This window comes from uncultured Bifidobacterium sp. (assembly GCF_963540075.1).
Taxonomy (GTDB): domain Bacteria; phylum Actinomycetota; class Actinomycetes; order Actinomycetales; family Bifidobacteriaceae; genus Bifidobacterium.
In genome coordinates this window covers 1-22,551 of the sequence record NZ_CAUTOG010000006.1, presented here as the reverse complement: position 1 = coordinate 22,551, position 22,551 = coordinate 1, and the positions used below count along the sequence as shown (strand labels likewise).

Annotated in this window: 20 protein-coding genes, 1 tRNA gene and 1 pseudogene; 4 read left to right on the top strand and 18 right to left on the bottom strand. The window is 67.3% G+C overall.

Translation table 11 applies throughout. The features are described 5' to 3' along the window. The first annotated feature begins 144 nt into the window (after nucleotides 1-144). Nucleotides 145-405 (top strand): 30S ribosomal protein S20, encoded by a 261-nt coding sequence (gene rpsT, locus RWX87_RS01770; RefSeq protein WP_314686238.1) that lies wholly within the window; start codon nucleotides 145-147, stop codon nucleotides 403-405. 386 nt (nucleotides 406-791) lie between these two features. On the opposite strand, the gene RWX87_RS01765 is transcribed toward rpsT, so the two are convergent. The 6 genes from RWX87_RS01765 to RWX87_RS01740 form a co-directional block, all read right to left on the bottom strand. Then, nucleotides 792-1,559, bottom strand: coding sequence for a TRIC cation channel family protein (locus tag RWX87_RS01765; RefSeq protein ID WP_314686236.1), 768 nt, complete (start codon nucleotides 1,557-1,559; stop codon nucleotides 792-794). Between the two features lie 357 nt (nucleotides 1,560-1,916). After that, the gene (locus tag RWX87_RS01760) at nucleotides 1,917-3,044 is read right to left on the bottom strand and encodes a branched-chain amino acid aminotransferase (RefSeq protein WP_314686235.1); all 1,128 of its coding nucleotides are present in this window, start codon (nucleotides 3,042-3,044) and stop codon (nucleotides 1,917-1,919) included. A 240-nt stretch (nucleotides 3,045-3,284) separates the two neighbouring features. Next, nucleotides 3,285-3,932 carry a 50S ribosomal protein L25/general stress protein Ctc gene (locus RWX87_RS01755; protein WP_314686233.1) on the bottom strand — a complete coding sequence of 216 codons (648 nt, stop codon included), beginning with the start codon at nucleotides 3,930-3,932 and terminating at the stop codon, nucleotides 3,285-3,287. A gap of 217 nt (nucleotides 3,933-4,149) precedes the next feature. Beyond that, entirely contained in the window at nucleotides 4,150-5,556 is a 1,407-nt protein-coding gene (locus RWX87_RS01750) for an NAD(P)(+) transhydrogenase (Re/Si-specific) subunit beta (protein WP_314686231.1), read from the bottom strand. Beyond that, the gene (locus RWX87_RS01745) at nucleotides 5,553-5,897 is read right to left on the bottom strand and encodes an NAD(P) transhydrogenase subunit alpha (RefSeq protein ID WP_314686229.1); all 345 of its coding nucleotides are present in this window, start codon (nucleotides 5,895-5,897) and stop codon (nucleotides 5,553-5,555) included. Before RWX87_RS01745 ends, RWX87_RS01750 begins: the two co-directional genes overlap by 4 nt. Before the next feature lie 7 nt (nucleotides 5,898-5,904). Continuing rightward, a complete protein-coding gene (locus RWX87_RS01740; protein ID WP_314686227.1) occupies nucleotides 5,905-7,101 on the bottom strand; it encodes an NAD(P) transhydrogenase subunit alpha in 1,197 nt (398 codons plus the stop codon). Nucleotides 7,102-7,391: 290 nt separating this feature from the next. On the opposite strand from RWX87_RS01740, the gene RWX87_RS01735 reads away from it, so the two are divergent. Continuing rightward, a complete protein-coding gene (locus RWX87_RS01735) occupies nucleotides 7,392-9,344 on the top strand; it encodes an AMP-dependent synthetase/ligase (protein ID WP_399552267.1) in 1,953 nt (650 codons plus the stop codon). A 63-nt stretch (nucleotides 9,345-9,407) separates the two neighbouring features. Here RWX87_RS01735 and era read toward each other — a convergent pair whose 3' ends face one another. From era to RWX87_RS01705, 6 genes are all read right to left on the bottom strand, one after another. Next, the gene (era, locus tag RWX87_RS01730; protein WP_314686282.1) at nucleotides 9,408-10,382 is read right to left on the bottom strand and encodes a GTPase Era; all 975 of its coding nucleotides are present in this window, start codon (nucleotides 10,380-10,382) and stop codon (nucleotides 9,408-9,410) included. Nucleotides 10,383-10,429: 47 nt separating this feature from the next. Continuing rightward, nucleotides 10,430-11,857 carry a hemolysin family protein gene (locus RWX87_RS01725; protein ID WP_314686280.1) on the bottom strand — a complete coding sequence of 476 codons (1,428 nt, stop codon included), beginning with the start codon at nucleotides 11,855-11,857 and terminating at the stop codon, nucleotides 10,430-10,432. Between the two features lie 53 nt (nucleotides 11,858-11,910). After that, nucleotides 11,911-12,507, bottom strand: coding sequence for an rRNA maturation RNase YbeY (gene ybeY / locus RWX87_RS01720; RefSeq protein WP_314686225.1), 597 nt, complete (start codon nucleotides 12,505-12,507; stop codon nucleotides 11,911-11,913). Continuing rightward, a complete protein-coding gene (locus RWX87_RS01715) occupies nucleotides 12,504-13,595 on the bottom strand; it encodes a PhoH family protein (protein WP_314686223.1) in 1,092 nt (363 codons plus the stop codon). Before RWX87_RS01715 ends, ybeY begins: the two co-directional genes overlap by 4 nt. A 13-nt stretch (nucleotides 13,596-13,608) precedes the next feature. After that, entirely contained in the window at nucleotides 13,609-13,947 is a 339-nt protein-coding gene (locus RWX87_RS01710) for a histidine triad nucleotide-binding protein (RefSeq protein WP_314686221.1), read from the bottom strand. Nucleotides 13,948-14,037: 90 nt separating this feature from the next. Next, nucleotides 14,038-14,913: a 16S rRNA (uracil(1498)-N(3))-methyltransferase gene (locus RWX87_RS01705; RefSeq protein ID WP_314686220.1), complete on the bottom strand. Its 876-nt coding sequence runs from the start codon at nucleotides 14,911-14,913 to the stop codon at nucleotides 14,038-14,040. A gap of 186 nt (nucleotides 14,914-15,099) precedes the next feature. On the opposite strand from RWX87_RS01705, the gene RWX87_RS01700 reads away from it, so the two are divergent. Next, nucleotides 15,100-15,189: transfer RNA gene (locus tag RWX87_RS01700), tRNA-Leu, on the top strand. Nucleotides 15,190-15,270: 81 nt separating this feature from the next. Continuing rightward, entirely contained in the window at nucleotides 15,271-16,176 is a 906-nt protein-coding gene (locus RWX87_RS01695) for an RNA methyltransferase (protein ID WP_314686218.1), read from the top strand. On the opposite strand, the gene RWX87_RS01690 is transcribed toward RWX87_RS01695, so the two are convergent. From RWX87_RS01690 to sufB, 6 genes and pseudogenes are all read right to left on the bottom strand, one after another. Further along, nucleotides 16,170-16,883, bottom strand: coding sequence for a metal-sulfur cluster assembly factor (locus tag RWX87_RS01690; protein ID WP_314686216.1), 714 nt, complete (start codon nucleotides 16,881-16,883; stop codon nucleotides 16,170-16,172). The two genes, RWX87_RS01695 and RWX87_RS01690, sit on opposite strands and share 7 nt — an antisense overlap. 113 nt (nucleotides 16,884-16,996) lie before the next feature. After that, a pseudogene (gene sufU / locus RWX87_RS01685) lies at nucleotides 16,997-17,548 on the bottom strand (Fe-S cluster assembly sulfur transfer protein SufU); the annotation flags it as partial. Between the two features lie 96 nt (nucleotides 17,549-17,644). Further along, a complete protein-coding gene (locus RWX87_RS01680) occupies nucleotides 17,645-18,925 on the bottom strand; it encodes a SufS family cysteine desulfurase (protein ID WP_314686214.1) in 1,281 nt (426 codons plus the stop codon). 11 nt (nucleotides 18,926-18,936) lie between these two features. Then, nucleotides 18,937-19,716 (bottom strand): Fe-S cluster assembly ATPase SufC, encoded by a 780-nt coding sequence (gene sufC, locus RWX87_RS01675; RefSeq protein WP_314686212.1) that lies wholly within the window; start codon nucleotides 19,714-19,716, stop codon nucleotides 18,937-18,939. 3 nt (nucleotides 19,717-19,719) lie between these two features. Further along, entirely contained in the window at nucleotides 19,720-20,961 is a 1,242-nt protein-coding gene (sufD, locus tag RWX87_RS01670; protein WP_314686278.1) for a Fe-S cluster assembly protein SufD, read from the bottom strand. Between the two features lie 110 nt (nucleotides 20,962-21,071). Then, a partial coding sequence (sufB, locus tag RWX87_RS01665) for a Fe-S cluster assembly protein SufB (RefSeq protein WP_314686210.1) occupies nucleotides 21,072-22,551 on the bottom strand: 1,480 nt, incomplete at its 5' end.

Below are 22,551 nucleotides of genomic sequence, written 5' to 3'. Positions count from 1 at the left end.
GCAGGACGTCCCCATGCGGGACGGGAGGGTGGGGAGGCGTCGGGACGAGGCCGGTTCTCCTTCTCGCGGCTCGTCTCCTCCGGCCTGCGTGCTATCATCGATACCCGTATGTCCATCTGAGCTAACGTCGTATGGAGTGTCACCGTGGCAAACATCAAGTCCCAGAAGAAGCGCGTCCTGACCAACGAGAAGGCGCATCAGCGCAACGTGGCGGTGAAGTCCGGCCTCAAGTCGGCCATCCGCGCGACCCGTGAGGCCATCGCCTCCGGCGACCGCGAGGCCGCGCAGACCGCGTACAGGCAGGCGGCCCGCAGGCTCGACCAGGCGGCCGGCGCCGGCGTCATCCACAAGAACCAGGCCGGCAACCGGAAGTCCGGGCTGGCCCTCGCCGTCAACGCGCTCTGACCGTCTCCTCCGGGCACTGACCGGAAGGGAGTAACGGATATAACGGATCCCGTCGTCGGAAGACGACGGGATCCGTTATATCTCCGTCGATCGTCATCCTCATCCCATGCTCGCGGGTTTGAGGCATCCCTGTTTCCCTCCCTCGCCCTCGACGCAGGGTCAGGGTCATGCCTTCGTCTGTGACGTTGTCGCCGTTCCCTCCCCTTCAGGCCTGGCGGCGCGTATCTCACCTTCCCGCTCCCTCCGGCTTTCCCTCCAAGCGATCGTCCCGGCCTCCCCGCGTCGGTCCAAGGCCGGATCCGTCGTATCCGCATTCCACGCGCATCCATGCCGGGGCTCGTCTTGCCCTGGCCACCCCGAATCCCGGCCTTCGCGGCGTCCGTTCCCTACGCGCCCGTGCCTCGCCGAGGACGATCGCCGGCCGCATCCACGTCCTCCGGAACGCCGGGATGGATGACGGGGCGTCGCAGATAGCGCCCGGGCCCCGGGAAATGCAGCTCATGACGGGGAACGGCCCCTGGCAGACGAATGTCGAAGACCACCGACAGCACCCTCATCACCACGACCACGCCGACGATGACGACATCCAGCACCATCTCCCCGACCGGGGTGATCGCCCCCGTCTGGGTGGACCGGAACACCACGACGGTGAGAATGCAGCCGACGGCCGTGGGAACCGCGTACCAGTGCCGGTCACGGATGATCATGGGCACTTCGTTGAGAAGCATGTCGCGGATGAGGCCGCCTCCCAGGGCCGTGGCCATGCCGAGGAACACCGCGGTCATCCCCGAGGTGTGCATGGTCAGCGCCTTCGACGTGCCGTTCACGGCGAACAGGCCCAGTGCGAGGGCGTCGATGACGATCATCGACCAGTGCAGATGGTCGACCTCGGGGTGCACGACCGCCACGACGAGGCCGGACAGGAGCGCCGTCAGCACGAATCCACGGTCGGAGATCCCCGCCGGGGGCAGGTCACCCAGCAGTACGTCGCGAAGCACACCTCCGCCAAGGGCCGTCATCCAGGCGATGACGAGGATCGAGAAGAGGTCATAGCCCTTCCGGATGGCGCTGAGTCCGCCCATCAGACCGCAGACGAAGATGGCGAGATACTCGATGCCCATGAGGAAGGCGTTGCTTTCCAGTGCGACCTGCATACGCCCTCCCCCTTGTTCTCCTGATTTCGGAGGCATGCTCCCCGTCAGGAGCATGACCGACTCGTTCCATGGTACGGGTCGGTGGCTCCTCGGCCCACGGCTGGTCGCGGTCGGCGTCGGCGTGCCGTGGCCGCGCGGGTCCGGGAGTTCTCCGTCGTCGAGCATAATGCGCGCCCGTATCGCGCAGGCCCCTGTCATGGCGGCCCCTCCTCGGAGCTCCCAGGCCGGTTCCTGCAGAGGGCATCGTCCGGGCCGACGACGGCCCGGACGGGAGGAGTGGATGGAGAAGGGATGGAGAAAACGGGAGGGGCCGCGCCTATTCCGGCGCGGCCCCTCGCTCTCGAACGCGGACGGGTCTCAGCAGACCTTCCACATCCAGTTGTGCGGATCCTCAGTCTCGCCTAGCTGGATTCCCAGCAGTTCGTTGCGAAGCTCCATCGTGAAGCTTCCGGAGCCGCCGTCGGCGACGGTGACGTCGAACTTCTCCGACTTGAAGCGTCCGATCGGCGTGATGATGGCCGCGGTGCCGCAGGCGAACACCTCGGTGACCTCGCCGCTTCTGATCTGGTCGAGAAGCTCCTCAAGCCTGATCATGGTCTCGACGACGTCATGGCCCTTGTCGCGCGCGAGCTGGATCAGCGAACGACGGGTGACGCCGGGGAGGATGTTCCCGGTGAGGGACGGGGTTTCGAGATGGCCGTCCTTGTGCACGGTGAACATGTTCATGCCGCCGAGCTCCTCGAGGTAGGTCTTGGTGGCGGCGTCCACGAAGCACACCTGCTCGCAGCCGTGGTCGACGCCGCGGTACTCGCCGAGCAGCGAGGCGGCGTAGTTGCCGCCGCATTTGGCGAATCCCGTGCCGCCGGGGCCCGTACGGAACCACTTGTCCTCGACCCAGATGCTCACCGGCTTGACGCCACCCGCGAAGTACGGGCCGGAGGGGGACGCGATGACGCAGTACTCGACCTCCTCGGGCGCGCGCACCCCGAGGAAGGGCTCGGACGCGAACATGAAGGGACGCATGTACAGCGTGTATTCACGACGGGTCGGCACCCAGGCCGCGTCGCGCCTGACGAGGGCCGCGGTGGATCCGATGAAGTCCTCGGCGGAGACCTCGGGCAGGTACAGGCGCTTCGCGGAGTTCTGGAAGCGCTCGGCGTTGGCGTCGGGGCGGAACAGCCAGATGGAGCCGTCCGCATGATGATAGGCCTTGAGACCCTCGAAGCACTCCTGGGCGTAATGGAGCACGGAGGCGCCCGGGTCCATCTTCAGCGGGGCGTACGGCTCGATGCGACGGTCGGACCAGCCCTCGCCCTTGGTCCACGTCATATGGGCCATGTTGTCGGAGAAGACCTGTCCGAAGGCGGGCTTGTCGATAAGTTCCTGGCGCTTGGCGTCGGAGGCGGGATGCTCGTTGGGCAGAACGGTGAAGACCTCGGCGAGGCGGTTGATCTCCGCGGGATCGTGATGTGATTGTTCGGTCATTTCCACTTCTTCTTAAGCGGCCGGCTACCGGCCGCGTGCCATGATGACAATCCGCTTGTGGCGGAATCTGACATCCAGTCTCTCACCACGATGTTTCCCGCAGACGGACCGGTTCACAATATGAAAGTCACGATACGACGGAGGAGGGGACTCCGGTCCCCTCCTCCGTGTCACGCCGTCTCGACGGACCGGCGACCGGTCCATGACGACGGCGGCATCCGTCGGACGGATGCGGGGGAATCACTTGGCGTCTGAACCATCCGCGGCTGCGGGGGCGGCATCGGTCGCAGGCGCGGCGGCTGCGGGGGCGGCGGCCGTCTCCTCGGTGGCGGTGGACAGCGTGGCGTCCTCGGGCACCTCGACCGTCACGACGGACTCCTCGAGGTCGTCGATGTCGAGCTCGGCGCCCTCGGGCAGGGTGATGTCCTTGGCGAACACCTTGGTGCCGTCGACCAGGCCATCCACGTTGACCACGATGCGCTCGGGCAGATTGGCGACGTCGGCGCGGACCTTGAGCTCCTGGATGTCGACGAACGCGACCGCGGCGCCCTTGGGCGTGCCCTCGACGAACACGGGCACCTCGACGTCGATCTTCTCGCCGGCCTTGACCTCGTAGAAGTCGATGTGCTCGACGATGCGCTTGACGGGGTTGCGCTGGACGTCCTTGACGACGGCCATCTTCGAGGTGCCATCGAAGGAGATGGTGAACAGGGCGTTGGTGCGGCGCAGGGCGAGCGTGGTCTCCTTCATGGGGAGGGTCACGAACTCGGGCTGGGCGCCTCCCGCGTAGATGGCCGCGGGAATCCTGCCGGCCACGCGCATGCGACGGGCCACGCCCTTGCCGAACTGGGTGCGCTTCTCGCCCTCGAGCTTGATGGTGTTTGCCATGGTTCCTCTGTTCCTTCCGAATGGACGCCGTAGCCGGCGTCCGTGGCTGTTCCGCTCAGGCGCGCGACACGCCCGGGAGCATCGCCAGGGAAGGCGCTGAACCGTGAGCCGAGTCGATGACGGCCACATACGGCCCTCGCCAAAGCACAATCCATGATGATAGCACGATGCCACCCGGATCCGAACGGATGGGCGGCACCGTGCGATGGCCCGGAGCTCAGGCGAGCAGCTCCTTCACCGCCGCGATGACCGCCTGGAGGCTGGCCTTGGCGTCTCCGAACAGCATCTGGGCGTTGTCCCGGTAGTAGAGCTCGTTCTCGATGCCGGCGTATCCGCGTCCGCGTCCGCGCTTCATGACGACGACGTGCTGCGCCTTGTCCACGTCGAGGATGGGCATGCCCGACACGGGCGTGCCCGGGCGCCTGGCGGCGGGGTTCGTCACGTCGTTGGCGCCGACGACGAGGGCCATGTTGGCCGACGGGAAGCGCGGGTTGACGTCGTCGATGTCGACGAGCTCCTCGTAGGGCACGTTGGCTTCGGCGAGCAGAACGTTCATATGGCCTGGCATGCGGCCCGCCACGGGATGGATCGCGTAGCACACGTCCACGCCGTGGGAGCGCAGAAGCTCCCCGAGGTCGGCGAGTTCGCGCTGCGCCTGGGCCTGGGCGAGACCGAAGCCGGGCACGAAGATGACCTTCTCCGCGTACACGAGCTGGACGGCCACGTCGTCCGCCGTGGTCTCCTTCATGCTCCCCTCCACACCCGCGGACTGGGCCGAGGAGTCCGATCCCGTGCCGAACCCTCCCGCGAGCACGGCATGCAGCGGACGGTTCATGGCCTTGGCCATCAGCAGGGACAGGGTCGTGCCCGCCGCGCCGACGAGGGCGCCCGCCACGATGAGAGCGACGTTGTCGATCGCCAGACCGCTCATGGCCACCGCCGTACCGGTGCAGGCGTTGAGCACGGAGATGACGACGGGCATATCGGCCCCGCCGATCGGAACGACGAAGACAAGGCCGTAGACGAGCGCGAACGCCGCGGTGAGCAGCGACCATGGAAGGCTCCGCTGCGGCTGGACGCACAGAAGGACGAAGGAGACGAGCATCAGCGCCGCGGTCACGACGTTCCATACCCCCTTGCCGGGCAGACGGATCGAGCGCAGGATGCGGAAGCCCTGAAGCTTGCCCGCGGCGATCAGCGAGCCGGAGAAGGTCACCGATCCGATGAGGATTCCCAGACCGGCCGTGATGAGCACGACGGCGGAGGGCCGGGCCGAGGAGAGGATGTCGTCCAGTGCGACAAGCGCCGCCGCGCCGCCACCGACCGTGTTGAACACGGACACCAGCTGCGGCATGGCGGTCATCGTGACGCGGCGGGCGGATACCACGCCCGCGATTGCGCCGATGAGGACGCCGACGGCCAGGATCACCACGGCGGTGACGGAGACGAACCCCGAGACGACGAGTCGGACGACCGCCATGACGACGGCGATGACCATGCCCACGGCCGATATGCGGTTGCCCTCGCGCGCCGTGCGTGGAGAGTTCATGAAATGCAGACCGGCGACGAAAAGCACCGCCGAGACGAGATAGACGTACCAGGTGACCACGTCAAGGGCGCTCATCGGGCATCCTCCCCGTTCCCGGTCCTGCCCGTCTTGCCGGCCACTCCTCTGGCTGGCCGCGTCTTGTCGCTGCGGAACATCTCGAGCATCCTGTCGGTGACCACGTAGCCGCCGACGACGTTCATGGTGCCGAGAATCGCCGCCAGAAGCACGATGGCATAGGATAGCGGGTCGTCCGCCCGCGCGGCCACGATGACGACGCCCACGATGACGATGCCGTGGATGGAGTTGGCTCCGGACATCAGTGGCGTATGCAGCGTCGCGGGGACCTTGCCGATCACCTCCACGCCGATCATCAGAGCCAGAACGAACAGAGTCGTCGAAACCACCAGGGCGTTCATCGTCCCCTCACTTCCCTTGCTTCTCGTGGGATGCGCGGTCCGCATCCGCTTCGACGCCGGCCGAGCCGCCCGCCGGGGCTCCCGACACCACAAGAGCGTCGTCCAGCTCGTCGTCCGGAACCACCGTCAGAATCCCGTCGCGCAGGAAATGCACCAGCACGTCCGCGAGGTTCCGCGACAGAAGGGCGGAGGCCGTGTCCGGCACGCCGCTGGCGAGATACGGGGCCCCGATGAGGGTGACTCCGTTGTCCGTCACGCGCGTGCCCACCTCGGAGCCCTCGACGTTGCCGCCGAGGTCGCTGGCGGCGCAGTCGATGATGACGGAGCCGCGGCGCATGCCGGAGACCCCCCTCGTCGTCAGCAGCACGGGCGGACGGCGGCCCGGCACCTTGGCCGTCGTGATGACGATGTCGAATCCCGCCGCCTGACGGTCCACGGCCGCCTGCTGCGCCGCCTGCTCCTCGGCGGTGAGCTCGCGGGCGTAGCCGCCCCTGTCCTGGCCACGGGACAGGTCGAGGCCGAGGTCCAGGAACTTCGCGCCGAGTGATTCGACCTCGGCCTTCGAGGCGGGACGGACGTCATAGGCCGTGACCACCGCACCCAGCCGTCTCGCCGTTCCGATGGCCTGGAGACCGGCGATGCCGGCACCCAGGACGAGCACCTTCGCGGGCCGCACCGTGCCGGCCGCCGTGGTCATCATCGGAAGGAAGGAGCCGTAGGCGTCAGCGGCCACAAGCACGGACTTGTAGCCCATGACGGAGTTCTGCGAGGTCATCTCGTCCATCGACTGTGCGGCGCTCAGCCGCCGCGGAAGCCGTTCCACGGCGACGGCCGTCACACCCTTCGCCGCGAGGCGGCCGACATAGCTCTCGTCGGTCAGGGACCCGAGCAGACCGATCACCCATGTCCCGGGTCGCAGGGCGTCGAGCACATCGTCGTCGGGGCGGGACACGAAGCCCAGAGCGTCGGCGCGGGCGAGCACCTCGGAACGGGGAAGAACCGTCGCGCCGGCCGCTTCGTAGTCCGCGTCATCGTGATGTGCGCCGCGTCCCGCCCCGGACTCGACGAGGCATGTGACGCCGGACCGGACCAGCCTGGTGACGATGTCGGGGGTCATCGCGACACGCGACTCCGTCTCCGAGGTCTCGTCGAGGACCCCATACGCCGGACCCGAGGTCCCGCCTCTCTCCGCTCCGTCGGACATGCTGATCCTCCCCCGCGCGGTCGTCGCACGAACGTCATCCGTCAAACGTCATACGCCACGAGTCTAGCCCCGGATGCAGCCGGGAACCGGACTTGGGCGCGGGACCATGCCCTAGGGGGCCTGCGCCTCCCTACGCCTGCGTAAGGTGACGCCCCGACCCCGACCGATTAGTATGAGACGCTTGGGAGTAGTGGCCCTGCGTTCCCGGGCCGTGGACGAGGGACAAGGAGCGTCCGGTGTCAATCATCACATCCATGCGGGGCAGCACGCTTGAGGCGGCACGTCGGGTCATGGCGCTGGGCGGGCTGCTCACCCATTCCTCCTCACGGTCGGCCTCGGACGGCTCGGGCGTCGACCCGGAGAGGCTCCCCAGCGTGACCCAGTGGTCGGAGGGATATCCCACGACGACCTTCATCGACCCGAAGACGGGGCTGCTCTCGGCCAGCACCGCCGGAAACCCGCCCATCGACGACGGCACCTCGATCTACGACATCTACGCCGACCGCGCGCGCCGCATGGGCGACGACCCCCTCTACACCTATCGCGGAGATGACGGATGGGTCACGCGCACCGCCAACGAGTTCCTCTCCGACGTCCGCGCCGCCGCCAAGGGGCTTATGCACTACGGGCTTCGCAAGGGCGACGCCGTGGCCTTCATGTGCCGCACCTCCTACGAGTGGGACGTCGTCGATGCGGCCGTCATGGCGTGCGGCGGCGTGCTGGCGACGATCTACGACACCGATTCGGCCGAGCAGATCCGCAACATCGTGAACAACTCCGACGCGGTTCTGCTGATCGTCGGCACGAAGGAGATGCGCGAGAAGGCGGATGGCGCCGTCGAGGAATGCCCCTCCCTCAAGCGCATCATGTGCCTGGAAACCGGCGCGCTGGAGGAGCTGCAGGCCTTCGGAACCGCCGTGGAGGACGCCGAGCTCGACGGCCGGATCGACTCCGTGCGGAAGACCGACCTGTGCTCCATCGTCTATACCTCCGGATCCACGGCCGCTCCGAAGGGCGTGGAGATGACCCATGAGCACTACTGCACGACGGCGCTCAACCTCCCTGACTACATGCCGGGGCTTCTCCACGACCGGGACGGCAGCGTCCTGCTGTTCCTGCCGCAGGCGCATTCCTTCGCCCGCGCGATCAACTACATCGTCGTCGCCAGCGATGTGCGCATCTACATCGCTCAGGGCATCAGGACCCTCATCTCGGATCTGCAGGAATCGCGGCCCTCGCTGATGATCGTCGTCCCCCGTGTTCTGGAGAAGGTCTACAACGCGGCCTCCCAGAAGGCCGGGCGCGGCGCCGGCGGACTCGTCTTCGCCGCCGCCGCGATCGCGGCGCGCAACTACATGGCGCAGGTCGGCGCCGCCGGTCGGGCGGGCGCCCTCGCGACCGCCCGACGGACGGCCTTCGATCCCCTGGTGTACCGCTCCCTGCGACAGGTGCTCGGTGGTCGCGTGAGATGGATCGTCACCGGTGGCGCGCCTCTTGACCCCCAGCTTCTGGCCTTCTATCGGGGGGCCGACGTACCCGTGTACGAGGGCTACGGTCTGACGGAGACCACGGCGCCCTGTGCGTTCAGTCCCCTGGGGACGCCGTTCCGGCCGGGTTCGGTGGGCATTCCCTTCCCGGGATTCACGCTGCGCATCGCCGAGGACGGGGAGATCCAGGTCAAGGGAATCGCCGTCTTCCACCGCTACCACAAGAACGACGAGGCCACGGCGTCCTCGTTCACCTCCGACGGATGGTACGCCACCGGGGATCTCGGACGCCTGGACGGCGACGGCTTCCTGTCCATCACGGGACGCAAGAAGGATCTCATCATCACGGCCGGAGGGAAGAACGTCTCCCCCGGCCCGATCGAGGAGGCGATCCAGCGTTGCGACATCGTCTCCCAGGCCCTCGTGCTCGGGGACAAGCGGCCCTTCATCTCGGCTCTTGTCACGCTCGATGAGGAGGCCCTGCGGCCGTGGCTGAAGTCCCAGGGCCTCGACGCCGACATGCCCATGGAGCAGGCCGCGGGCAACGCCGTGGTCAGGGCCCGCGTGCAGGAGTTCGTCGACAAGGCGAACGAAGGCGTGTCCCGCGCCGAATCGGTGCGCAAGTTCATCGTTCTGCCGGAGGAGTTCTCACAGGAGAACGGGCTGATGACCGCTTCGATGAAGGTCATCCGGCCCAAGGTCATCCGCCGCTACGCATCGCTGCTCGACACGCGCATGTACACCGGAAGGCGCTGACGCTCGCCGTCCGTCGACGTCGACGGACGTCAGCGGACGGCGGGGTCCGAGGGCCCGCGCCTCTCAGAATCCGAGCCGGTCGAGCTTCTTCGGATCGGACTGCCAGCTTTTGGCGACCTTGACGTGAAGCTCGAGGACGGACCGCATGCCGACGATCCGATTGATCGGCGTGCGCAGACGCCGCTTCACCCTCACCAGATGTTCGGCCCCATGCCCGATGATGATGGGCTTCTGCGAGTCCCTTTCGACGTAGACCGAGACGAACACCCGCGCCTTCTCCCCATGGGCCGCGTCCTCGGAGTCGGGCCTTTCGATGGAGTCGACGACCACGGCCAGCGAATGGGGAAGCTCGTCATCGAGGTCCTCGAGAAAAGCCCCGCGGATCAGTTCCGCGATCGTCTCCTCGGGCCTTTCCTCGCTGATCTGATCCGACGGATACATTTGCGGTCCTTCGGGCATATGCTCCACGAGCACCCTGCGCACCTCGTCAAGGTTGTCCCGCTTCAGCGCGCTGACGGGGACGATCTCCGTGAAATCGGCGAAGGACTGGATCTCCAGCAGCCGATCGACAAGACGCGGTCTGGCGAGCTCATCGATTTTGGTGACGATGGCGATGAGCGGGATTCTCCAGACGAACTTCCCATCCTCCGTCCTCCTCGCGAAGGCCGTGCGCAGCCTGCTGAGGATCATCCTGTCGCCGGGGCCGATCTCCTGGTCGGCCGGAAGCAGGAAGGCGACCTCGTCCACGTCCGCCAGGGACTCGTCGACCACGTCGTTGAGCCGCCGCCCCAGCAGCGTGCGCGGGCGATGGATTCCGGGAGTGTCCACAAGGACGAGCTGCGCCCCGGGGGTCGTCAGGATTCCCCTGATCGCCTTGCGGGTGGTCTCCGGACGTGATGAGGCGATGGCCACCTGCGTGCCGATAAGGGCGTTGATCAGGGTGGATTTGCCGACATTGGGCCGTCCGACCACGGCCGTAAAGCCGGATCGGTACCCCGCCGGGGTGGACGGGACGGACGATCGAGGCCCCGTCGTCATCGATGCCGTCCCTCCCGGCGCTTCCTCGTCATACCCATCGGACGCTGTCATTCGTCATCCTTCCGTTCGTCCGGGACGTCCCTCGCTCCGGCGTCCGCATCCGTCCCCGGCAGTTCGCCGTCGGACGGCTCGTATTTCATTCCGCGCATATCGTCTCCGCCCGGCGCATGTCCACGATCGTCGGGCTCCACCACGATGGTGGAGACCTTCTTGCGCCGTCCCGCCGAGTCCACCGCCGTGAGTCGGAGACCACGGGTGACGGCCGAGGACCCCACGATGGGGACGCGACCCAGCATCTTGGTGAGCAGACCGTAGACGGTGTCCACGTCGTCGTCGTCGATGCCCACTTCGTAGAGCTCCTCGAGATCGGCGATGGGCGTGCGCGCGGGCATCCGCCAGACGTTCTCTCCGATGCGTTCGGGTTCGGCGTGCTGGGTGCGGTCATGCTCGTCCTCCAGTTCGCCCACGATCTGCTCGAGGGCGTCCTCGATGGTCACGAGCCCCGCGATGCCGCCGTATTCGTCGACGACGACGGCGACATGCTGCCGGGTGCGCTGCATCTCATGGAAAAGGTCGTCGACGGGCTTGGATTCGGGGACGAGCATGGGGGTGCGACATATCCCGTCGACGCGGCGGCCGCCCGCGGACGGGTTGAAGGCGGTGGCTCGCACGGCGTCCTTGAGATAGGCGATGCCCACCAGGTCGTCGACATCCGACCCGATGACGGGGACGCGGGAGAATCCGGAGCGCGTGCACAGCTGCAGCAGATCCTGCAGAGTCTCGGTCCGGCCGATGCAGATCATGTCCGTCCGGGGAACCATGATCTCGCGGGTCAGGGTCTCCGACAGGGTCAGCACGTTGCGCAGCATCTCCGAGACCTCAGGATCGAAGTCGCCGCTTTCCACGAGCCGGTCTATGGTCGCCTTTCCCTGCTCGTGCTGGATGGCCTCGAGCTCCTCGTCGTCCGAGGGCTCGGAACCGTGCGATCGGCGGCGTGGCAGGCCGGCCTGTGCGCCGCCGATCGCCGAGAACGGCGTCAGAGCCGCCGCGACGGTGATGACCCGGGCGTGCCGAAGCATGATGTCCACGGGACGGGTGGCCCCCGCCGAGCGTGGACGGACGAGCACCGAGACCACGGCCACGACAAGGGCGAAAACGGCTCCGGCGACGAGCGCCGCCCACAGCGGGGCGTCGGCGATGACGGCCAGCCCCGCGACCAGGACCCCGTCCAGGATGTTGCAGGCGATGCGGAAGAAGGCGCATGAGCCGGAGGTCGCATAGCGGTCGGCGATGAGCCGCTGCACCCTGTGGACGGCGTCGATGCGGCGCATGCGGACGAAGGGAGTGAGGTCCGCGTCCGTCTGTATCTCGAGGATGAGGTTGTTGAGGTTCGCCCGGGTGACGCGGGACACCGCGCTCTCCGAGGCGGCCATGGTCAGGGAGAACCACACGAGAAGCAGCGCGGCGACGGACATCGCGACGATGATCGTCACCCGCAGCGTCTCGGGCGCGGCAAGACCGGATCCGCTCATCGCGCCCCCCATGCTGCGGGACCCGTGCGGCCCGAACCGTGACCCGAGCGCCCGGAGCCCTTCGCGCCGCCGTGGGCGGCGTCCCAGATGACCAGGGCGTCGGCGGTTCCGGCGGGAAGCGTCGCCTGCGCCACCGGCTGGGACCTCGCGGCGAAGAAGGTGAGAAGCAGCTGGCGCTGAAGGCCGAACATCTGCCTCTCTTCCTCTTCCGTGGCGTGGTCGTAGCCCAGAAGGTGAAGGATGCCGTGGATGGTGAGCAGCAGCATCTCCTCCATGGTCCCATGTCCCGCGGCCGCCGCCTGCTGGGCCGCCACCCACGGGCAGATGACGAGATCCCCGAGAACGCCCTCATCGAGCTCTTTGTCGTCGTCCCCGGGACGCAGCTCGTCCATGGGGAAGCTCATGACGTCCGTGGGGCCCTCCAGGCCCATCCAGCGCTCGTGGAGCTCGGCTATGGGCTCCGGGTCGACGAAGAGGACCGCGAGGTCGGAGCTGGTGCTCACCCTCATCTGGTCAAGCACCCACACGCCCAGGTCGGAGAAGGCCTTGACGTCGACGCTCCACACGGTCTCGTTGGTGACCTCGATGCTCATCGCGACTCTCCCTCGGATGCGGCCCGGAGCTCGGCCCGACGCTCGCCATGACGTTCGTAGGCCTCGACGATGCGGCCGACCAGCTGGTGTCGGACGATGTCCCCGGCGTCGAGATGGACGAAGGAGATGCCCTCGATTCCATGGAGGATCCCCTCGATGCCGGCCAGACCGGATCGCGGCACGGCAAGGTCGACCTGCGTGACGTCGCCGGTGATGACCATGGTCGTGTTGAAGCCCAGACGGGTGAGGAACATCTTCATCTGCTGCTCGGTGGTGTTCTGGGCCTCGTCAAGGATGACGAAGGCGTCGTTGAGCGTGCGGCCGCGCATATAGGCGAGGGGCGCGACCTCGATCGTGCCGTCCTCGAGATAGCGATGCAGGCGGTCGGGGCCGAGCATGTCCGAAAGGGCGTCATACAGGGGACGCAGATAGGGGTCGACCTTCTCGTTCAGCGTTCCGGGCAGGAAGCCCAGACTCTCCCCCGCCTCGACCGCCGGCCTCGTGAGGATGATGCGGCTGGCCCGGTGGTCCTGGAAGGCGCGCACGGCCTTGGCCACCGCGAGGTAGGTCTTCCCGGTGCCGGCCGGGCCGATGCCGAAGGTGATGGTGTGCGATTCGATGGCGTTGACGTAGGCTATCTGGCCTGACGTCTTCGGCCTGACCGGCGTGCCGGCGGCGAAGGCGATGACGCCCGGCACTGATCGATCCGCGCGCCTCGTGGGCGGATGGGCAGGCCGTTCGTCATCGCGGGGTCGGATGGCGGCTGCCTCTCCCCTGTGCCGAACGGCTGCCGCGCCGTGGAAGCGGTTCGGCAGGACGTCCCGATCGATCAGGCGACGCACCGTGTCCGCATCCATCGGCGCGGTGTACGCCGCGGCCACGATGGATCGGAGAAGCTCCTCGGCCTGGGCGGCCTCCTTCTCCGTGCGATGTGATTCGGAGCGGATGACGATGCGGTTGCCGCGGGCCGTGATGCCGAGTCCCGGGAACCCCTTCTCGACCTCGCGGATGACCTGGTCGACGGGTCCGAGGACGGCGACGGGGTCGAGCTGTTCAGGTATGGCGACGATGCGCGTCGTGGTGGCCACGGGTGAGATCGGCCTACTCGTCGAGGGTCTCGCCGGTAAGGACGTGGGCGTGAACGTGGAACACGCTCTGCCCCGCATCCCTGCCGGTGTTGAACACGAGGCGGTAGGCGCCATGGAAGGCGTCGTCCGCGATCGACTGGGCCACCTCGACGATGTGGGCGAGTTCGGCGGGGTCGGCTTCGGCGAGTTCGGCGACGCTGGCGTAATGGTGTCGGGGGACGATGAGCACATGGACCTTCGTCTTGGGATGGATGTCCCTGAAGGCGTAGGTGGTCTCGTCCTCGTAGACCTTCTCGCTCGGGATCCGCCCCGAGATGATCGCGCAGAACAGGCAGTCGTCGCTTTCGCCCATGACTCTCCTTCTCATCGCGCCGGATGCGCCGGCGTCGAGGAACCGTATGTCACGACCAATCGTATGGTGCGACGCGGATAAACGCCATCCTCACCGCGCGGTCGCTTCCTCGGCCGTCGCGCAGCGGGGCGCGCGCGCCGTCGTGGGCCCACGGACCGCGTCGAAGCGGCCCAGCGCGCCGGCGAGCAGAGCGAGGACGGCGGGACCCGCGACCGAGGCTCGCATGATGGTGGGGCCGAGGGCGCAGGACTCCGCGCCCGCCGCGACGAATTCCGCGACCTCCTCCTCGTCGATGCCGCCCTCGGGTCCGACGACCACCGCGATGGAGCGGGTCCGGGCGCCATCCTCCGTACCCGTTCGTCCGAGGTCCGCGATGCGCCCCGCCAGCGCGCTCCATGTCGCGGTCGCGTCCTGATGAAGCACGATGACAATGCCGCCGTCGTCGACGATTCCCTGGAAGACGCCCTCAAGCGCCCGATCGTTCACGCAGTCGGCGAGGACCGGCGTTCGAGCGCGTCGGGACTGCTCGGTGGCGGCGGCCAGCGTCCTGGACCAGACGTGATCCGTGCGGCCTGGCCGCCATCGGGCGATGCTGCGACGGGCCTGCCACGGCACGATCTCGTCGACGCCGATCTGGGTGGCGGCGTCGATCGCCTGTTCGTCATGACCGGACTTGGCAAGGGCCTGGACCAGGACGAGCCGCGTCCTGGGGGCGGGATCCCTGCTCACGTCGAGCAGCGTGGCCGTGGCATCCCCGGCCCCGGCGACGCTCCGCAGCGCGCAGCGCAGACGCAGCCCCCGTCCGTCGACGAGGTCGAACTCGTCGCCCTCGGCCAGACGCATGGCCTGCACGGCGTGACGACGCACCCTCGACGGCAGTCTGACGGACGTCCCGACCGCGAGTCGTGCGACGTCGACGACGACGTCATCGTGGTCCGGGTCGAGAAGGAAGACGGGTGATGTCATGGTCCCAAGGCTACACAGCGTCCTGAACGGGTAAGGCAGCGTCGTGAGTCGGCTCCCCAGGCATGCGGTTGGTGCCGATGGCGGATGATGGCGTCGACGACCCGGATCGTCGACGCCATGAAGTTCCGACACGCCCCAGGTCTTCCGCCGGCGCGTGGTATAGTTCTCTCTGTTGCCAAAAAGCACGTCCGGGTGGCGGAATGGTAGACGCGCTAGCTTGAGGTGCTAGTGCCTATTTTTACAGGCGTGCGGGTTCAACTCCCGCTCCGGACACCAGGCAGCACAGAAGGCCCCCTGCATGCAGGGGGCCTCATCATATCCGCGTCTTCCGGCGCGCTCCCATCGCAGGAGGACTCCATGCAGGTCGTCGACGTCGACTCCCTGGACGATCCACGACTCGTCCCCTATGTGCGGCTTACGGAACCCGAGCTGCGCAACCGTCTCGAACCCGCGAAGGGTCTGTTCATCGCCGAATCGCCGAAGGTCATCGACCGCGCCCTGGACGCCCGTCGCGAGCCGATCTCCCTGCTGGTCGAAAAGCCCTGGCTCGAGGGGATGTCCCGGGAGTTCGGGCTCATCGACGAGGTCTGGGGGCCCGACGTGCCCGTGTACGTGGCAAGTCCCGATCTGCTCAGACGCCTGACCGGCTATCGTCTGCATCGCGGGGCCCTCGCCGCCATGCGCCGATGGCCGCTGCCCTCGGTGGAGGAGGTATGCCGTGGCGCCCGCCGGGTGGCCGTGCTCGAGAACATCGTGGACCCCACCAACGTCGGCGCGCTGATCCGTTCGGCCGCGGCGCTGGACGTTGACGCGTTGCTCGTCACGCCCTCCTGCGGTGATCCGCTGTACCGGCGAGCCGCGCGCGTGTCCATGGGCACGGTGTTCCAGATTCCCTGGACCCGCATCGGCGGCGAGCTCCATGATTCACGACGAGGCGGCGAGATCTGGCCCGAGCGCGGTCTTGCGGAGCTCCACCGTCTGGGATTCGTCACGGTGGCGATGGCCCTGCGCGACGATTCGCTGTCCCTCGACGCGCTCGTCGCTCGTCTGGACTCGCCGGTCGGCGCCCCGGGGCATATCGACCGTCTGGGGCTCGTCTTCGGGACGGAGGGCGATGGGCTGTCACCGCGGACCATCGCGGCCACGGACCTCACGGTGCGCATACCCATGTCCCATGGGGTGGACAGCCTCAACGTGGCGGCCTCCAGCGCCGTGGCCTTCTGGGCCACACGTCCGCGAACCTCGGACGCTCAGGCTCAGTAGCGCGGCATGTTGTCGAGGTTGAACCCGATGGCCGCCAGCTGCTCGCGTCCCTCGGGGGTGATCATGTCGATCGTCCACTGAGGCTGCCACGTCCAGTCGATTCGGAACTCCTCGACCAGACCGGCGAGCGTGCTGGCGCATTCGTCCTCGAGGAGATCGGTGAGAGGACAGGCCGGGGTGGTCAGCGTCATGGTGATGATCGCCCGCCCCTTCTCGTCGATCTCGATGCCGTAGACGAGACCGAGGTCGACGACGTCGATGCCGAGCTCCGGGTCGATGACCTGGTGCAGCGCCTCCCTGACGTCCCTGGCGGTGGCTCGGCCGATGTCGTCCACCGCCTTGAGGGGGATGCCGCCCTCGTCATCGGGGTCCTCGTCCTGGCAGCAGGAGCCGTCATGGCGGCCGCAGGCGCAGGGACCTCCGGCATGGTGGTGATGCCCTCCGCCATCCTCCTGGGTCTGGGATGCCGCTGCGGAGGACTCCTCCCCTGACCCTGCGTCCCGGACGTCTCCGGCGGCCGCAAGGGAATCGTCCGAAGCCTTCGTCCCGGAGTCCGTGGCGGAGAAGTCGTTCCCCTTCTTCGCGGGGTCGGAGACGAGCAGACCCGGGTTGGTCATGACGCGGTTCGCCTCATCGCCGTCTCCGACGATGGAGAGCACCGCATCGAAGATGGTGGACTGCGGTCCGGGAACCAGGGTGTCGCTCATGACTTGTCCTTCGTTGTCGCGGATGGGGAGGGGGACGGTGTCGAGGATGAAGCGGCGTGGATGGTGAAGGGCGTCCGGGGCTCCGTCTCCGTGGAGGACGATGCGGAACGGGGCTCGGCCGCGATGGCGCGAGCCACCGAGTCCTTCATCCCCTCCCAGCCAAGCAAAGCGCATTTGATGCGCATGGGATAACGCGAGACGCCACGAAAGACGATGGCGTCGCCGAGCGCGTCCTCGGCATCGGAATCGTCGACGCCCTTCCCACGCGAGGCCATAAGACGATGGAAGAGACCTTCCAGACGCAGCGCCTCGTCGACGGTACGTCCCTCGACGAGATCGGTCATCACCGACAGGCTGGCCTGCGAGATTGAGCATCCATGGCCGTCCCAGACCAGCCGCTCGATGCGGCGGGGCTCGTTCTGCGAGACCTCGACGCGGATGGTGGCCTCGTCGCCGCAGGTGGGGTTGAACTGATGGGACTCTCCCGGCGTGCAGTACTCATGGGTGGCGCGGAGCGTGGTCGTTCCGGTCGACGCCCGGTCGGCCGACTCGGACGCCGCGTCGGGGGCGAAGCCCTCGCGCCCGTGAGGATGCCGGGAGGCGTCGAGAATCACCTCCTGGTACATCTGCTGGAGGTCCTCGTCATCCATGTCCAATCCGTCCATACGTCCTTCGTCCATTCCGATCACCAGGTCCGGCCACCGCCGGATCCAGTGCCCATCCGTTCCGTTCCCCGCGCGCCTCCATGCATCCCCCGTACGTCAGCGGAGGAAGAAGGGCCGCACCTTCGTGACGGCCTCGACCAGCTGGCGCGCCTCGTCAGGCGTGTTGTACACGCCGCTGGATGCGCGATTGGAGGCGAACAACCCGAAATGCCGATGCACGGGCTGCGCGCAGTGATGCCCGACGCGAATCGCGATCCCCAGCGAGTCAAGGAACTGCCCGACGTCATGGGGATGCACGCCGTCCACGTCGAACGCGACGGTGCCGATGCGGTCCCTGGGGTTCGCAGGGCCGAGAATCCTCACGCCCTCGACGTCGCCCAGCTTCAGCAGCTCATCGGTGATGGTGCGTTCGTGCTCGGCGATGCGGGCCATGCCGATGGAGCGCATCCAGTCGGCGGCGACGCCGGCCGCCACGACCTGCGCGACCGGCTGCGTGCCGGCCTCGAATCGCGCCGGCGGCTCCATGTACTGGGCCGGGCGGTCCATCCAGGCGAGCTCGACCATCGATCCGCCGAAGCTCGCCGGGGGAAGCGCCTCGAGCAGCTCGCGTCGCCCGTAGAGGAAGCCGACTCCGGTGGGGCCGTACATCTTGTGCGCGCTCCAGGCGGCGAAGTCGACGTCCAGCGCATGGAAGTCGATGGGCATATGCGGCACCGACTGACAGGCGTCAAGCACCATGACGGCACCCACCTCATGCGCGCGGCGCACGATCGGGGCGATGTCCGTGACGGCGCCGGTGGTGTTGCCCACATGGGTGACGGCGACGACCTTCGTCCGCTCGGTGATGACCTCGTCGGCGGTGTCCGAGCGGATGCGGCCGTCCTCCGTCAGGTCGAACCACCTCAACGCCGCACCCGTGCGCGCCGCGAGCTCCTGGAAGGGCAGCAGAACCGAATGATGCTCGGCCTTGGAGACGACGATCTCGTCGCCGGGCCCCAGCGCGAAGCGCTTCGCCGCCTCGCCGCCACGGCCGAGGGAGGCGTTGCCGAAGGCCGTGGCCAGCAGATTGAGTGCTGCGGTCGCGCCCGCTGTGACGACGATCTCCTCGTGGCCTTCGCGGGAGTCCGCGCCGACCAGGCCGGCCACCTTGGCACGCGCGTCCTCGAAGGCCTGCGTGCTGCGGGCGGCGAGCTCGTGGGCTCCTCGGTGGACGCCCGCGTTGATCGTGCGATAGAAATCGGATTCCGCATCGATGACGGCCTGAGGCTTCTGGGCCGTGGCGGCGGAGTCGAGGTACACGAGCGGATGCCCGTGTATCGTCTGGTCGAGGATGGGGAACTGCGTCCGGATGGACGCGAAGTCGATGCCGTTCGTCATACGCCCATCCCCTAGGCCAACGCGGATTCGGTGGCGGAGCCCTCGGGCAGGTACTGGTCGTAGCCGCGCTCCTCGAGCTCGTCGGCCAGCTCCGGTCCGCCGGTGCGCACGAAGTGGCCGTCGGCGAAGACGTGGACGATGTCGGGCTTGATGTACCGCAGGATCCTCGTGTAATGCGTGACCATGAGGATGCCCATGCCGGTGTTCTCCTTGGCGCGATTGACGCCTTCGGAGACGATGCGCAACGCGTCGACGTCGAGTCCGGAGTCCGTCTCGTCAAGGATGGCGAACTTGGGTCTGAGCAGCTCGAGCTGGAGCACCTCGGCGCGCTTCTTCTCGCCTCCGGAGAATCCCTCGTTGACGGAGCGGGTGGCGAACTTGGAGTCCATGCGCAGCCGCTTCATGGCGGCGCCGAGGTCCTTCGTCCAGGCGCGGATGGCCGGTGCCTTGCCGTCGATCTCGGTTTTCGCCGTGCGCAGGAAGTTCGTCATGGACACGCCCGGGACCTCCACCGGGTACTGCATGGCAAGGAACAGACCCTCCTTGGCCCGGAGATCCGGGGTCTGCCTGAGGATGTCGACGCCGTCGAGCAGCGCCTCACCCGAATCGACCTCGTACTTGGGATGCCCCGCGAGGGTGTAGGCCAGCGTCGACTTGCCTGACCCGTTGGGTCCCATGATGGCGTGCGTCTCGCCCGAATGGACCGTGAGATTGACCCCTTTGAGGATCTGCTTGCGCCCCTCCTTGGTTTCCACCGAGGCGTAGAGGTCCTTGATCTGCAGTGTTGACATGGCTTACTTCTCCTCCAATACGTCTTGCATGGCCGCGTCCTCGCCACGCGACAGGCGACGGTTGATGACCTGCATGAGATGGTCCGAGATCGCCGGCACCCCGATCTCCTCCACAAGCTCCCCGAAGAAGCCCTGGACGACGAGCTTGCGTGCCTCCTGTTCGGGGATTCCGCGCGACTCGAGGTAGAACAGCTCCTCGTCGTCGAAGCGTCCCACGGAGCTCGCGTGTCCCGCGCCGATGATGTCCCCGTTCTCGATCTCGAGGTTGGGTTCCGAATCGGCGATGGCGCCGGGGGTGAGAACGAGGTTCCGGTTGAGCTCGTAGGAGTCGGTTCCGGGCGCGTTCGGCTGGATGAGCGCGTTGCCCACCCACGCGGAATGGGCATGGCGTCCCTCGAGCGCACCCTTGTAGACGACGCGGGACCTGCATTCGGGATGGTTGTGGACCACCATCGTGCGATGCTCGATATGCTGGCCCGGATCGACGAAGTAGATGCCGAGCATGTTGAGATCGCCCTGCTCCCCGCCGAACTCCTGGTCCATGCGGATGCGGACGAAGTCGCCGCCGAGGGTCACCACGGAATGCCTCAGCGAAGCGCCTTTGCCGACGTGGATCCGCTGGTTGCCGACGTGCTTCGAGCCCTTCTCCCATTCCTGGATGAAGGTCGTCGACACATGGGAGTCCTCTCCGGTGACGATCTCCACGCCTTCCGCGAGACGCGCGGGACCGTGATGCTCGACGACCACGTCGGCATGCGTGCGCTCCGCGGCCCGGATCACCAGGTGCAGGGCGTCCAGGTCGGCCGGTTCCGATCCGCCCCCCATGACGGTGACGAGAACGGGCTGGCCCGGCTCGCCTTGGAGGTCGACGACGGTGGCCGTCCGCGCGGAGTTCCATTCCACCGCCGAGGCCCTGTCGTTGGGCTTCATCACGGTTCCCGAGGGGGCGTCCCCGAGGGGGACGGTGCTGACGCTCGCCACGGCGGGGTCCAGGGGCGAGCCGTCCATCGACGTCACCGTCACCCGCGTCCCTCCCGCAGGCGTGAAAGCCTCGAGGAACTCGGGGATGCGGTTCACCGGCGTGAAACGCCAGTCGTCCTGCTTGCGCGTGGGAATCGGGAACGCGGCGACGTCGAAGCTCCGCGGCGCCCGGTCCGCGCTCGAGGGCATGGCCGCCGGGAAGGCGTATGGATTCTTGGGGTCGGCGTGCGGAATGGTCGGCTCCGCCACCGCCGTCCCCGTCATGCCGCCACGCCGTTCATCGCTCATCTGATTGTTCATCTGCCTCTTATGCCTCCCAGGTCCGTGCCCGCCGGGGTCGTGCCATCATCTCGTCCGCGGAAGCCGCCATGGGGTCAGCCCACCGACCCTTCCATCTGGAGCTCGACCAGCCTGTTGAGCTCCAGGGCGTACTCCATGGGCAGCTGGCGGCTGATGGGCTCGACGAAGCCCCGCACGATCATGCCCATGGCCTCCTTCTCCTCGAGACCACGGCTCATGAGATAGAACAGCTGGTCCTCGGAGACCTTGGAGACCGTGGCCTCATGGGCCATGGACACGTCGTCCTCGCGGACGTCGACATGCGGGTAGGTGTCGGAACGCGAGTAGTCGTCGACGAGCAGGGCGTCGCAGACCACGGAGGAGCTTGACCCTTCGGCGCCTTTCATGATGCGCACCAGCCCTCGGTACGCCGAGCGCCCGCCGCCGCGCGAGATGGACTTGGCGACGATCGTGGAGCTCGTATGGGGCGCCAGATGAATCATCTTCGCGCCGGTGTCCTGGTACTGGCCCTTCCCGGCGAATCCGAGGGACATCGTGGACCCCTTGGCGTAGGGCTCCGCGAGGATGCAGGCCGGGTACTTCATCGTGGCCTTGGAGCCGATGTTGCCGTCCACCCATTCCATGGTGCCGCCCTCGCGCACGTACGCGCGCTGGGTGACCAGGTTGTAGACGTTGTTCGACCAGTTCTGCACGGTGGTGTACCGCACGCGGGCGTGCTTCTCCACGATGATCTCCACGATGGCCGCATGCAGCGAGTCGGTGGAGTAGATCGGGGCGGTGCAGCCCTCGACGTAGTGGACGTAGGAGCCTTCGTCGGCGATGATCAGCGTGCGTTCGAACTGCCCCATGTTCGGCGTGTTAATACGGAAGTAGGCCTGCAGCGGAATGTCCACGTGGACGCCCTTGGGCACGTACACGAAGGACCCTCCGGACCAGGCCGCGGTGTTGAGCGCGGCGAACTTGTTGTCGGCCGGAGGCACGACCTTGCCGAAGTACTTGCGCACGAGATCGGGATACTCGCGTACCGCGGTGTCCGTATCGACGAAGATGACGCCCTGCTTCTTCAGGTCGTCGCGGATCGAGTTGTAGATGACCTCGGATTCGTACTGGGCCGCGACTCCCGACACCAGACGCTTCTTCTCCGCCTCGGGGATGCCGAGCCGGTCGTAGGTGGCGCGGATGTCCTCGGGAAGGTCCTCCCAGTTCTTCGCCTGTCCGGCGAGCGGCTTGACGTAGTACTTGAAGTCGTCCGCGTTGAATCCGGACAGGTCGACGCCCCAGTCCGGCATGGGCTTCTCGACGAAGGCGTGGTATCCCTTGAGCCTCATGTCGAGCATCCACTTCGGCTCGTTCTTGTCGGCGGAGATGGCACGCACGACGTTCTCGTCTATGCCCTTCTTCGCGGCGCGGCCGGCGGCGTCGGAGTCATGCCACCCATAGCCGTAGTCGCCGAACTGACTGATGATCTCCTCGTCGCGCCGGATCTTCTCCTCGTCGATGCGGGATCTGTCGGCCACGTACTGGCTCATCTCCACGTCCTGCGCGGCTTCAGAC